We start from the raw sequence: 12,627 nt of genomic DNA on the forward strand, positions 1-12,627 counted from the left end.
ACACGCGTGCGCTTACGCGCACCCACGAGGCGTTCCGTCTCGCGGAGCCGCTGGCTCAAGAGGAGATCCGTGATGCGTTTTCAATCCCCATTCCAACGCTGGCTATTCATCTTATCGGCCTGGCTCTTCGGCGGAGCGCTCTCGGCCGGCGGCGCCGGCTGCGCGCTCGGCCCCGAGCCGCCTTCAAGCGACGACCTGCGGCTCCAGTTCCCCGAGCAAGCGCCCGAGGTGCTCCAGGCCAGCGAGGGCTTCGTCGCGGTCGAGGGCGGCTTCGCGCTCGCCTCGACCGGTGACCTGACGCGTGAGCTCGACCTGCAGGCAGCCTTCGCGCGCCGCGGCGGGCTGCACGCGGCGCTGCCGGCGCGCGGCGAGGGCGAGATCCGGTTTCACCTGCCCGGCGGGTTCGAGGCGCGCGTGCGCGAGCTCGACGCCGACGGCGAGGGCGAGATCGTCGAGCGGGCGGTGGCGTATCCGCGCAAGGGCGGCACGTCGTTCTGGTCGGCGATCGACGAGGGCTACGAGGAGTGGCTGCTGCTGGAGGCGGGCGCGGCGCGCGCGGACGCGCCCGCGGCGGCGTGGGAGGTCGAGGGCGCGACGCTGCGGCAGCAGGGCGACGCGGTCGAGGTGGTCGACGAGGCGGGCGCGGCGCGGCTGCGCGTGACGGCACCGGCGGCGTACGCGCGCGGCGGTCGGCCGATCGCGGCGCGCCTGGAGGTGCGTGGGGCAACGATCGAGCTGTGGGCGGACGCGGGGGGCGAGCCGGCGCTGGTCGACCCGATCTGGGCGCCGGCGGCCACGATGAGCACGACGCGCAGCGCGCACACCGCGACGCTGCTCCAGAACGGCAAGGTGCTTGTCGTGGGCGGCTACAACGGCGCCGTGCTGGCGAGCGCGGAGCTGTACGACCCGATCGCCAACAGCTGGTCATCGGTCGGGTCGCTGACCACGGCCCGCCGCTCTCACACGGCGACGCGGCTGAACAACGGCAAGGTGCTCATCGCGGGCGGCAGCAACGCCACCAACGTGCCCATCGCGAGCGCCCAGCTCTACGACCCGAACACGAACACCTGGTCGTCGGCCGGGTCGCTGGTCGCGGCCCGGTTCGGGCACGCCGCGACGCCGCTCGACAACGGCAAGGTGCTCTTCACCGGCGGCATCGGCGCCAGCTCCACGCTGTCGAGCGCCGAACTCTACGATCCCGGGTCCAACAGCTGGTCGTCGGCCGCGCCCCTGGCCACGGCCCGCCACGGGCACACGGCGACGTCGCTCGCGGGCGGCAAGGTGCTCGTCGCGGGCGGACGCAACGGCAGTACCTACCTGACGAGCGCCGAGCTCTACGACCCGAACAGCAACACGTGGTCGTCGACGGGGTCGCTGGGCACGGCCCGCTACCGTCACACAGCGACGCGGCTCAGCAGCGGCAAGGTGCTCGTGGTGGGCGGCTACCACCCGACATCCCATGAGCTGTCGAGCGCCGAGCTCTACGACCCGGCGACGCTCGGCTGGACCGCGGCCGCGCCGATGGCCACCCCCCGCAGCTCCCACGCGGCGACGCTGCTCGACGACGGCAAGGTGCTCGTCACGGGCGGAGACACCGCGGCCACCACGGCGACGAGCAGCGCCCAGGCCTACGACCCGGCGACCAACACCTGGATCGGGGTCAAGCAGATGGGGAGCGCGCGCACCCAGCACACCGCGACGCTGCTGGACAACAAGAAGGTGCTCGTCACGGGAGGTCTCAAGTATGGATCCATCTCCACCGAGTACCTGGCGGGCGTCGAGCTCTACGACCACAACGCCGAGAAATGGAAGTACGCGGCGCCGAACATCGGGCGCCACACGCAAGGCGCCGCGGTGCTGCTTCAGGACGGCAGGGTGCTCATGACGGGCGGATGGGAGAATACTACCGGCAACTTTGTGGCCACCGCCGAGCTGTACAATCCGACGAACGACACATGGACATCCGCCGCCAGCATGGCGTCGGTCCGAACGATTCACACGGCGACGCTGCTCGGGAACGGCAAGGTGCTCGTCGTGGGGCACTGGGACGCCAATGCTGGGCTGGCCGCCGCCGAGCTTTACAATCCCGCCACCAACACATGGTCGTCGGTGGGATCCACGAGCGTTTTTCTCGCCCGTGCCGGTCACACCGCGACGCTGCTCCAGAACGGCAAGGTGCTGGTCGCCGGGGGAGCGGATTTCCAATCCAACAACGGGCTGGCGAGCACCGCGCTCTTCGACCCGGCGACCAACACCTGGTCGCTAGCCGCGTCCATGTCCAGTATCCGTTCCGGTCACACCGCGACGCTGCTCCAGAACGGCAAGGTGCTGGTCACCGGAGGTCGCGGCAGCAGCACGTACCTCAAAACCGCCGAGATTTACGACCCGACAGCCGGTACATGGTCGTCCGCGGGCCAGATGAGCGAGGCACGCACGGCCCATTCCGCCACGCTGCTCAACAACGGCGACGTGCTGATCGTCGGAGGGTACGCGAGCGGCTATCCGTCGATCTCCGAGATCTATCACACAGGGACGAATACCTGGTTAACCGGTCCCACGACCACTCCCCGCGCCGAGCTGGCCGCGACGCGGCTCAACGACGGCAGGGTGCTGGTCTCGGGGGGGTACAGCGGTAGCGGCGACCTCCCGAGCGCTGACATCTACAATCCGGTATCGAACACCTGGGCCGCGACGGGGCCGATGAACGAGATCCGTACCCACCACGACAACTCGATGCTCCTGCTCGCGGACGGCAGGGTGATCGTCATGGGCTACTTCCAACCGAGCGTCGAGATCTACACCCCCTGACCCCCGCGAAGCCGTCGCGCCCGCGCGCCGCCCGGACGCGCTGCTCCGCGGAGGAGCGCTTCGTCCCGGACTCCACCTCTGCCCATCATCGGCAGAGGTCCGGGGTCGCCCCCGGCGGGCGCGGCTCACCACGGCTCGAAGCAGCTGTACTCGCGCTGCGACGCGATGCGGCCGCCGCGCAGCTCGATGAAGAAGGCGACGTGCGCGCGCATGTCGTCGCCCGGGGCGAGCGCGCCATAAGGCACCGCCAGGGTGCCGCGGGGGTGCTCGCGTCTGCTAGCCGCCCACGTTGGCGCGCAAGCTGATCGGACCGCGCCCTGCGAAGCCGCAACAGCCCGCGAAGGCGGACGACGAGCCCGCTCCCAGACGCAAGCGGGGCGGCTACCGGGCGGCCGACGACCCGCGCCGAGCTTCTGCGCCGCACGTTTGCGCTCGATGTCCTCGAGTGCCCGGCCTGCAAGGGCAGGATGAAGCTCGTCGCCATGATCACCGAGCCGAGCAACATCGCCCGCTTCCTCACCGCGCTCGGTGAGTCGACCGACGTTCCAGGCCGCTCACCCAACCGAGGGCCGCCGTACTGGAAGAGCACCGTCCTGCGCCGCAAAGCGCTCGGGGACGCCCCATAGCCGCCAGAACATCCCGGGCCAGACCAACTCCCGGAGGGCGACGTGTGCCTGCGGCACTCCGATGCGCCCCTTTGCACGCTCTGCGCCGCGCGGGGCCCACTCTTTCGACCCATGAACGACGCGTCGCGACGCTCGCGGTCCCGCCCCTTCGGTTCGCCGCGCCACACTTCTTCACGCAGCGATCCGGCTTCTTTTACCTACGCGCGGGCGGCTCAGGGCGGGCGCGACGCGGGCGGCTCAGGGCGCGCTGCGCGCTCGGCTCAGTAGGGGCGCTGGCCGACGAAGTTGCCGGGAGGATCGTAAGTGCACACCCAGAACTGCCAGGCGCTGACTCCTTCGAACGGTGAGCCGTCCGCACAGCTGGCGATCCCGCAGCCGAGCCGCAGGGAGTCGGCCCAGACCACCTGGGTGTAATGGCCGCACGTGGCGGCGCTGCAGGCGTTGCTCGCGAGGTCGTAGCTGACCGCCTCGCTGCTCCACGAGCCGACGACATCCTCGGGGGTGGGTGAGGCGCCGCTCGACGTCGCGAAGAGGTTCTCTCCGTAGCCGTTCGCGCTGTGGCGGAACACACACTTGTCGGCATGGGCCTGAGCCACCGCGGCAAGCTCGGACGACCACGAGAGCGGGGGCAGCGGCTGCTCGGCGGGCGGGTCGACCGCGGCGCGCGCCGCGTTGTGGGCCGCGGTCATCCCGACCATCCGGGGCGGCTCGTCGTCGCCCTGGCCGCTCGCCGGGGCGTCGGCGTCGTCGGACGAGCTGCCGCACCCGGCAGCGAGGGCGAGCATCAGGCAGAACAGCGCGAACCCGTGGAGGCGTGAGCCGAGCGTATTCACGGAACCATTGTCCTACAGCCCGGCCGCGCGCCGCAACAATTCATTCGATGATGGGCCATGTCAACGCACGACAGGCCTTGTACCGAGAAGCCCTACAGCCGTGTCGACGGCGGCGTCCGGGCATGGCGCCGGACCTCGAGTGACGCTCGGGGCGCACCGTGATATGGAGCGATCCATGAAGTTCCCGCTCATGTTCGGCACCCGCGAGCGGGTGGAGCGATCGGGGGAGAAGTTCCGGGGCGGGTGTCCGCAGTGCGGGACCGCCGGGGTCTTCTACCGGGCGAAGAAGACGTTCAACGTGAGCCTGTTCGTCGCCGTCTCGCTATGGGACAGCGCCGAGGACGTCGTCCAGTGCGGCGCGTGCCTGACGGCGTTCGACCCGGCCGACGTCCCGCCGCTCCCGGAGGAGCCGAAGGCCTCGCTCACCGAGCGCGTCGCGCGAGCGATCGGTATCGACCATGAGAAGCCCGCACCGACCGCCCCTCCGGAGAAGCCGTCCCCGAGCTCCGCCCGGGAGCTCCCGTCGAGGGACGTGGACGCCGAGATCGACGCGGAGCTCGCGGCGATGAAGAGGCGCGTGGGGAAGAAGTAGGAACAAGGGGCTACTCCAAGACGGCGTGGTACCGCTCGCTCGGCGTGACGATGACGTGGGCCGAACGAGACACCCAGCTCGAAGCGCGGGGCGGGGGCCCCGACGAAGAAACATCATGGCCAAGCCGCGCAAGGACCCCCCTTCCTCGGAGATCACCCCGGAGGCGCTCCACCGGGGACGCCCCGCCTTCCTCAAGAATGCGGGGCTGGTCCTGGGAACGTCGGCCGCGCCGCGCGGGGACCTGACGGCCCCGGGTCGATAGAACCGAGGCGAGATCGTCGTGGACCCAGTGGATCGCCGTCTCGCCCGCCTCGGCATCGTCAGGTAAATCGCCACGACCCGCGCTCCGCGACGAAACGTCGTCGGGCGAGGCGCGTAATGAACTCGAACAAGGCGCAGGCGGCCCACGAGCGCCGCTGCCGGCCATCCGGCGTCGGACGTATCAGCACGTCCTGCGCATGCATCAAGAAGGATCTCGCGGCATCCGACTTACCCGTCCGATGCTCAGCCATTCATCCGTCATGTTCATCCAACCACAGAACCGAAAGCGAGAACAATGGGCACGACAACACAAATAATCCAGGTCGTGGGACCTACGGTCAACACCGGCCTGGCGGTCTCCGCCGGCGACGCCTTGAGGTTCGAATGCGTCGGGTTTATCGATCAAGGCACACGATTTCTTCACCAAATCCAGGTGGACGGCGACGGCCGGCGGCAGAACGGCGGATTGGAGGACGACAGGCGGCCCGACGCTGGCTATCCTTTGCCAGATGGCGTCCGTTATGCCCTTATCGGCGGGATTGTCGATGGGTTCGGAACCCGGATCGCCACCTTTCATATCGGGAAGGTTGCGAGCATGCGCGCCCCCGCGACCGGAACCCTTGTGTTGGGCGCCAACGATGACGTGCCTGGCGATAACACCCCTGTGCGCGGCCACCCTCAGACACCGTGGCGGGTGAGCATCGATCGCACCGTCCCGGACCCTCCGCCGCCGCCCGGGACGCCTGGTCTGCGCATCGACGACATCCAGATCGTTCAGGTCGCGACGCCATCCGGTGGCGACCGCGTGCTGGTGGGCGGCAAGACCACCGTGGTAAGGGCGTTCCTTAGCATACGGAATCCGTTGCCGCCGGGGACTGTCGTCGATGGGTTCGTCGAGGTCGGCCTCGTCGGGGGCGCCGGCGTCCGGTTCAACGCGCTCAACCCGACGGGGCGCATCGACGGAGTGCAGGTTCCGCTGTTCGGCACGGCCGTCGACCCCAGCAAGACGTCGGCGTCGCTGAACTTCGAGGTGCTCGGTTCAGCCCTCCCGGTCGACATCGAGCGCTCCCACTACGTCTTCAAGGTGACGGTCTTCATCAGGAACCTCACAGAGCAGGACGGCTTCTTCCACACAGACCAAGTCTCGGCCGGGTTCGCTCGGGGCCGGCCCATCCTGTTTCGTTTGTTGAGGATCCAGACCCCGGTCGACACGGGCAGGTTCGGCACATCGATCGATCCGACACCCTTCTTGAGCAACCTGTCCGCGCTGGGCATGGAGGCGCGGTTGCCTGTGCCCGATGGGTCGGTCTTCGTGGCCCCGACGAGACCCGCGACGATCACCCTGGAGATCGACGTAGGCGGGGACGGAAGCGGCTACGGCGAGATGGTGGCTCGAATCAACTTCATCCGATTGTTCGCCGGGATCCAGCCCGAGCTGATCCTCGGCGAGACCGTCGTCGGCGTGGTCGCTCCCAGCATGTCGGCGGTTCCTGGCGGCAGAACGGTCGGCATCAGGTCCTTGTCGACGATCATCGTCGGCCTCTACCCGAGCGCCGACACGATCGCCGTACACGAGATTGGTCACATTTACGGGCTGAGGCACGCCAGCGGCTGCCTGTCACCGGACAACGTCGATCCGTCGCTGCCTCAGAGGTCAGGAGCCCCCGGCTGGTCGCCGCTCACGCACCAGGTGGTCGCCAAGGGCAAGCCGGCGATCATGAGCTACTGCGGGGACACGTGGCCGACGGCGGAAGAGTACGTCCGCGTCTATCGAAGCCTGATCGAGAGCTAGGAGCACGACCCATGAAAACACTGATCTTGAGCGGAATTCTCGAAGACAACGGGGCGCTCCAGCTCCACGTCCCCTTTGCCGCAGACGTGCGGCCGCACCCCAGCTCGAACGCGACCGGCGATGACGTGGTGGAGGTCGAGCTGCTCGACGACAACGATGTGGTGCTGATCAAGACCTTGGTCGACGCCAAGGTCGTCTGCTCCACGCCCGCCGGACCGGCGTCACCATCGCCGGTGCAGCGGCTGATCAGCGGCGCGGTCGCCAGGCCTGACGGGACTGCGGGCCTGCGGTTACGCTGGCGCGACCGCGTGATCCACGAGGCGCATGCCCCTGCCGGCCGTCCGGTGGTTCGCCTCACCTGGACGCCGCCTGCTGACGGCGTGATATCCGGCGCACAGCGCGTGACGTGGGACGCGTCTCATCCGGACAACGTCGCGATGCACTTTCTCGTGCTCACCGAGAGCCCCGACGGCACCCGTGATGCCGTCGCTTCGGTGCTGGCGCGCCAGGGCGAGCTCGACGCCGCGAGCAAGATCGAGCTCAACGCCGACCATTTCCCGCCGGAAGCCGTTTCCCTGGTGCTGATCGCCAGCGATGGTTTTCATCAGACGAGCGACAAGAGCGCGCCGTTCACTGTGAGCAGGAGCGACCCGGGGCAGCCATGAGGGGCCCAGGGAGACCCCGCAGTCGCGCGCCTGGTCCGGGTGGACAACGGGGTCTTCACCGAGCTCGCGGTCAACACGAGCTACGTGCCGCCGCAGAACGCATGGATGACGGTGCGGGTCGAGCGCGAGGGGACGACGCACCGGATCAAGGTCAACGATCAGGTGGTGCTGGCAGCGCCGAACGAGGCGACGTACGCGTGGGGTTCGGTCGCCCTGTTCTCGTGGGCGATGAGCGACGTGCGCTTCGACGACGTGACGATCACGACCCTTTGACGCCATCCTGAGACGCCTGGGCGGCGCGGGGCGCGGACTCGCGCCGCCACAGCAGGATCGCGGTCGCCAGCGAACCCAGCATCGCCGAGCTCCGTTGCCGTCACCTGTTGGGACCGGTCATTCGCTGGATCATCTTGGCTCGAAATGCTGCTGAATGCGGTCGTCGCATGCGGACTCCAACTCCGCCCTATCCAGGTCCTTCTACCCTTGCTGGATCCAGGAAAGCGACAACCACCCTGACCCCCAGGGATCGCCCGGCGCGCGGCCTCTTTCAGGTGCGGCTACCGCCCGCGTCGGTCAGGCAGGACAAGAGCGCGCGATACGAATCCCGGCGCCGAGGCTGGTCGTTGGCAGAGAAGGTGGGATCTTTGACGTTGCCGACAGGCTCAAGCCGCCGCACCATCGAATCCCAGTCCGAGGAGGTGGCCGTGACCGACATCACCCCGACGACCTCACCGAGAACCCGCCACATTGCCATGCTGGCCTTCCCCGACTGCCAGATCCTGGATGTGTGCGGTCCACTGGAGGTGTTCTCCTTCCTCAACTGCTGGCTCCACCTCACCTACAGTCCCGATTGGACGGCGTACCGATTTTCGGTGATCGCCGAGCGGGCGGGACCCATCAGGACCATGTCAGGGCTCCAGATCATTGCGGACCATGACCTGGCCGATGTGGGGGACGACATCGACACCTTGCTGGTGACGGGCGGCATCGGGGTCGACCGGGCCCGCGCCAATCCGGTCCTGGTGGATTGGGTCCGGAGCATGGACCAGCGGGTGCGGCGGATCGGCTCGGTCTGCACCGGCGCCTTTCTGCTGGCCGAGGCCGGGCTGCTGAACGGCTGCCGCGCCACCACCCACTGGCACTGGTGCCAGCAACTGGCAGAGGAATACCCGGACATCCGGGTGGAACCTGATCGTCTCGCCATCCGTGACGGCTCCCGCTACAGCTCGGGTGGCGTCACGGCGGGCATGGACCTCGCCCTCTGCATGATCGAGGAGGATTTCGGGCCGGAGGCGACCGCCATGGTGGGGCGCTGGCTGCTGGTCTTCCCCAACCGACCCGGTGGGCAGTCCCAGTTCAACGTGGCCCTGCACAACAGCTCCAGCGCCCGGCGAGATTTCCGGGAGCTGCAGACCTGGATCGACGCCCATCCCGAGGCCAACCTGCGCGTAGACGCCCTGGCGCGGCGCATGCACATGAGCCCCCGCAATTTCGCTCGCCTGTTCGAGCGCGAAGTGAGGCTCACCCCCGCCAGGTTCGTCGAGCAGAGCCGCCTGGAGAAGGCCAGGGCATGGCTTGAAAATAGTCTGTCGCCGGTGGAGATGATCGCGGAAAAGTGTGGATTTGGTGGCGCAGAAGCGATGCGTCGCTGTTTTCAGAGGAACTTCAAGGTGAGCCCCCTGGTCTACCGGTCGCGTTTCAAAAGGGGGAGTGTTCTGTGATCCGATCCTCCGGTCATGCGGCAACGGGTAGACTCCCGTCATTCCGACGGTACTTTCCATGGCAATAGATCCTGTTGAAGCCCATCAACCGTCCGGAGCCACCATGCGACTACTATTGCTATCCAGCAGCTTCAACAGCCTGACCCAGCAGGCGTACGTGCTCTTCAAGGATCGCCATCAGGTGGGTGTTGCCGCGGCGACGACCGCGGGAGCGATGCGCGAAGTGGTCGCGCAGTTCAGGCCCGATCTGATTCTCTGCCCCATGCTGGCCCATGTCATTCCGCGTGACATCTGGAGCCGAACGCCCTGCCTGATCGTCCACCCGGGCATCGTCGGCGACCGTGGTCCCCATTCCCTGGACTGGGCCATTTACAACGGGGAAACCGCGTGGGGCGTGACCGTCGTGGAGGCCGTCGAGCACATGGATTCCGGCCCCATCTGGGCCACCTACCGCTGCGCCATGCGCGAGTGCGGCAAGAGCAGCCTGTATCGGGACGAGATCACCCGCTGCGCGGTGAAGGCCATGGAGGTGGCGGTGCAGCGCTTCGAGGGCCGGATCTTCGTGCCGGCGCCCCTGGAGTACTCGCGGGCCGAGCCCCTGGGCCAGTTCCGGCCTGTGCTGAAGCAGGCCCAGCGCCGCGTCGACTGGGAGTCGGACCGGGTGGCGGACATCCTCCGCAAGGTGCGGACCGGGGACGGCGCACCGGGGGTGCTGGACGAGATCGCCGGCCAGGAGGTCTATCTCTTCGGTGCCCACGAGGAGAGCGCGCTGGTGGGCAAGCCGGGGGACATCATCGCCCAGCGCCATGGCGCCGTCTGCCGGGCAGCGGTGGACGGGGCCGTGTGGATTTCCCACCTGAAGCCGAAGGACGGTCCGGAGGAGCGGCGGTTCAAGCTGCCTGCGGCCATGGTGCTGGGTCCCGATGCGATGCAGGAGGTGCCGGAGCTGCCGCTCTTCATCGACGCCCTCACCCGGGGCAAGACGTTCCGCGACATCTGGTACGAGGAGAAGAGCAACGTCGGCTACGTGAATTTCCGTTTCTACAACGGCGCCATGGGCACCGACCACTGCCGGCGCCTGGAGCAGGCTGTATTGTTCGCCCGCCGCCGCCCCACCCGGGTCATCGTCCTGCAGGGCGGGCGGGATTTCTGGTCCAACGGCATCCACCTCAACCTGATCGAGGCCGCCGCCGACCCGGCCCAGGAGACCTGGAACAACATCAATGCCATGGATGACCTCTGCAAGGCCATCCTGACTGCATCCGACCAGATCGTGATCGCCGCCATGTACGGCAGCGCCGGGGCCGGCGGGGTGATGATGGCCCTGGCCGCCGACCGGGTGCTCGCCCGCGACGGCATCGTCCTCAACCCGCATTACAAAGGCATGGGGGGGCTCTACGGTTCCGAATACTGGACCTATTCCCTGCCGAAGCGGGTGGGCTTGGCCAAGGCCGTGGAGCTCACCGAGCGCTGCCTGCCGCTCGGCATCCGCGAGGCCAGGGCGATCGGCCTCGTGGATGACATCATCGTGCAGGACGACCTGGGCGGCAGCCATTTCTCCCAGTTCCGCGAGCAGATCGGCCGCATCGCCGAGCAGCTGGCCAGCAGCGGCCATCATCACGCCTGGCTGGAGGGCAAGCGGGCCGAACGGGCCGCCGACGAGCGGCGGAAACCGCTGGCGGCTTACCGGGAAGAGGAGCTGGCGGAGATGCGCCGGAGTATCTGGGGCGAGGCCCCGGCCTACCACCTGGCCCGCAGCGCTTTCGTCCGGAAAGTACCCAAGGTCGGCCTGCTGAAATGCGTGACGAACCTGGATGCGGCCTGCGGCAACGCCCATTGCGCCGAGGCGCCCGGGCTGGGCCGTAGCCGCCGTTCCTTCGCGTCCATCGGCTGGGAAGCCGTTGCCCTCGCCGCGACACCGTGATGGGCTCGCGCCCGTGAGCGAAGGACCCCACGCTCGCCCGGCGGATGAAGACCTGTCGGCGCGCGAGGCGTAGGCGCGCGCCTACACCTGTGGGCGCGCGCCTACAGGGGCGGGCGCGCGCCGCGCGGAAAGCGCCGCCGCGAGGAGGACGGCAGCGCCGGCGATCTGCGAGTTCCGCCGCCCGGCACCGGCGCTGTGCGCCCGGCACGGGCGCTGCAAGAGAGAACCGCGAAGAGCCGCGAAGGGCCGCGAAGAACCGCGACACCATGATCTTGCGGCAATGACCATGAAAGGGATCACGTGATGGAGGTGAACATGATCGACAACGGCACGCCTGCTAGGGATGATATCGCGCTCCTCGTCGAGGACCTCGAGGAAGAGGTGGGGTTGCCCGTCCAGGGGACGCACGTGGGCGGTCCGCCCTGCGGGCTCATCTTTGCCCTCGCTTTTCTCTACGCGCATAGCTGAGAAATTCCCGCCACGGGCCGAGGCACGAACGCCAACCTAACCTTCGCTTCGCGCCTCGGCCGCGCGGCGAATAGAAGCCGCGCACGTCCGGTGGGCCATGCACCTAGGCAAGCTGAAATCCATCCGCTCTCACAACATCGACGACTACCGGGATCCTTTCGAGCGCCTGCTCGCGTCGGATGAGCTCGAACAGCTCGTGGCGAGGTGGCTGACCCGCGCCCTGGCGGGTGAAGCGGAGATATTCGACCCGGGTACCATCGCCAGCGGTTCGCAGATCATCCTGTACAAGGATGACTGGATCAACATGGGTTTCCGGTATGTACCCGCGCAAGCGGCGATCGAGAGCTCCGGACAGCCCGAGTTTCCCTATCTGATGTCGACTCCGACGCACCTCCTGGTCGGCGTGCTCGGGGGGGCAATGCTGATCGACCTCTACGAGGTCCGTCAACTGGAGCGAAAGGATGTCCTCGACCGGTCCGCGCGGCTCGAGCGGCGCGGCGCGCGCGTCTTTGCCTCGGGAAGCTACTTCGAGCAGCGACCGACGCAGGACGTGCTCGACGTGCGCGAGGTAACGACCGGCGTCGTGCTCGTGGAGTTCGCGCTGCGCGCCCAGGACCCGTTGGTATGGCATTTCGACAGGACGACGATGCTCGCCTGCAACGTTTCGTCGTCCGATGTGCACGCGACGCGGCAGCAGTTCTGTGCGGCGATCCTGCGCCGGCTGTGCGGCGCCGGCGCGGCGCCCGATCTGCGATGGATGGCTGTGCGCTCGCCGTCGCATTTCGTCCGCTGGACCGCGCTCAAGCACCTCATCGAGGTGGATCTGGTCGAAGCGCTCCCGGTGCTCCGAGCCACGACGGACGATCCGCATCCGCACGTGCGGAGCGCCGCGCTGCGTACTCTCGAAAACCTGACCCGCGCTGGGCGCATGGAGTAATCG

The 12,627-nt window shown here is 68.1% G+C and carries 12 protein-coding genes; 11 read left to right on the plus strand and 1 reads right to left on the minus strand.

Annotated elements, in window-relative coordinates:
* Positions 1–72: 72 nt before the first annotated feature.
* On the plus strand, positions 73–2,808 hold the full coding sequence (locus tag WMF46_RS33375) for a kelch repeat-containing protein (protein ID WP_437980898.1): 2,736 nt from the start codon (positions 73–75) through the stop codon (positions 2,806–2,808).
* 467 nt (positions 2,809–3,275) lie between these two features.
* Positions 3,276–3,434 (plus strand): hypothetical protein, encoded by a 159-nt coding sequence (locus WMF46_RS33380; protein WP_437980899.1) that lies wholly within the window; start codon positions 3,276–3,278, stop codon positions 3,432–3,434.
* Positions 3,435–3,694: 260 nt separating this feature from the next.
* On the opposite strand, the gene WMF46_RS33385 is transcribed toward WMF46_RS33380, so the two are convergent.
* Positions 3,695–4,267, minus strand: a complete 573-nt coding sequence (locus WMF46_RS33385; RefSeq protein WP_437980900.1) for a CAP domain-containing protein — start codon at positions 4,265–4,267, stop codon at positions 3,695–3,697.
* 175 nt (positions 4,268–4,442) lie between these two features.
* Here WMF46_RS33385 and WMF46_RS33390 point away from each other — a divergent pair, with 175 nt between their 5' ends.
* The 9 genes from WMF46_RS33390 (at position 4,443) to WMF46_RS33430 (ending at position 12,624) form a co-directional block, all read left to right on the plus strand.
* Positions 4,443–4,859: a hypothetical protein gene (locus WMF46_RS33390; RefSeq protein WP_437980901.1), complete on the plus strand. Its 417-nt coding sequence runs from the start codon at positions 4,443–4,445 to the stop codon at positions 4,857–4,859.
* A 115-nt stretch (positions 4,860–4,974) separates the two neighbouring features.
* On the plus strand, positions 4,975–5,121 hold the full coding sequence (locus WMF46_RS33395; RefSeq protein WP_437980902.1) for a hypothetical protein: 147 nt from the start codon (positions 4,975–4,977) through the stop codon (positions 5,119–5,121).
* Between the two features lie 324 nt (positions 5,122–5,445).
* On the plus strand, positions 5,446–6,912 hold the full coding sequence (locus WMF46_RS33400) for a hypothetical protein (protein ID WP_437980903.1): 1,467 nt from the start codon (positions 5,446–5,448) through the stop codon (positions 6,910–6,912).
* An 11-nt stretch (positions 6,913–6,923) separates the two neighbouring features.
* The gene (locus WMF46_RS33405) at positions 6,924–7,577 is read left to right on the plus strand and encodes a hypothetical protein (RefSeq protein WP_437980904.1); all 654 of its coding nucleotides are present in this window, start codon (positions 6,924–6,926) and stop codon (positions 7,575–7,577) included.
* 39 nt (positions 7,578–7,616) lie between these two features.
* A complete protein-coding gene (locus tag WMF46_RS33410) occupies positions 7,617–7,850 on the plus strand; it encodes a hypothetical protein (RefSeq protein ID WP_437980905.1) in 234 nt (77 codons plus the stop codon).
* A gap of 428 nt (positions 7,851–8,278) precedes the next feature.
* Positions 8,279–9,295 carry a GlxA family transcriptional regulator gene (locus tag WMF46_RS33415; RefSeq protein ID WP_437980906.1) on the plus strand — a complete coding sequence of 339 codons (1,017 nt, stop codon included), beginning with the start codon at positions 8,279–8,281 and terminating at the stop codon, positions 9,293–9,295.
* A gap of 103 nt (positions 9,296–9,398) precedes the next feature.
* Positions 9,399–11,219 carry an enoyl-CoA hydratase-related protein gene (locus tag WMF46_RS33420; protein ID WP_437980907.1) on the plus strand — a complete coding sequence of 607 codons (1,821 nt, stop codon included), beginning with the start codon at positions 9,399–9,401 and terminating at the stop codon, positions 11,217–11,219.
* Between the two features lie 303 nt (positions 11,220–11,522).
* The gene (locus WMF46_RS33425; protein ID WP_437980908.1) at positions 11,523–11,687 is read left to right on the plus strand and encodes a hypothetical protein; all 165 of its coding nucleotides are present in this window, start codon (positions 11,523–11,525) and stop codon (positions 11,685–11,687) included.
* 97 nt (positions 11,688–11,784) lie between these two features.
* Positions 11,785–12,624, plus strand: a complete 840-nt coding sequence (locus tag WMF46_RS33430) for a HEAT repeat domain-containing protein (protein ID WP_437980909.1) — start codon at positions 11,785–11,787, stop codon at positions 12,622–12,624.
* The last annotated feature ends 3 nt before the right edge of the window (positions 12,625–12,627 follow it).

It is taken from the genome of Sorangium sp. So ce117, assembly GCF_051524395.1.
Classification (GTDB): domain Bacteria; phylum Myxococcota_A; class Polyangia; order Polyangiales; family Polyangiaceae; genus Sorangium; species Sorangium cellulosum_B.

Excerpts from the sequence above, each read along its gene's own strand:
- WMF46_RS33425 (WP_437980908.1), top strand. The coding sequence starts at position 11,523 with ATGGAGGTGAACATGATCGACAACGGCACGCCTGCTAGGGATGATATC.
- WMF46_RS33430 (WP_437980909.1), top strand. The coding sequence starts at position 11,785 with ATGCACCTAGGCAAGCTGAAATCCATCCGCTCTCACAACATCGACGAC.
- WMF46_RS33390 (WP_437980901.1), top strand. The coding sequence starts at position 4,443 with ATGAAGTTCCCGCTCATGTTCGGCACCCGCGAGCGGGTGGAGCGATCG.
- WMF46_RS33405 (WP_437980904.1), top strand. The coding sequence starts at position 6,924 with ATGAAAACACTGATCTTGAGCGGAATTCTCGAAGACAACGGGGCGCTC.
- WMF46_RS33395 (WP_437980902.1), top strand. The coding sequence starts at position 4,975 with ATGGCCAAGCCGCGCAAGGACCCCCCTTCCTCGGAGATCACCCCGGAG.
- WMF46_RS33420 (WP_437980907.1), top strand. The coding sequence starts at position 9,399 with ATGCGACTACTATTGCTATCCAGCAGCTTCAACAGCCTGACCCAGCAG.
- WMF46_RS33375 (WP_437980898.1), top strand. The coding sequence starts at position 73 with ATGCGTTTTCAATCCCCATTCCAACGCTGGCTATTCATCTTATCGGCC.
- WMF46_RS33380 (WP_437980899.1), top strand. The coding sequence starts at position 3,276 with ATGAAGCTCGTCGCCATGATCACCGAGCCGAGCAACATCGCCCGCTTC.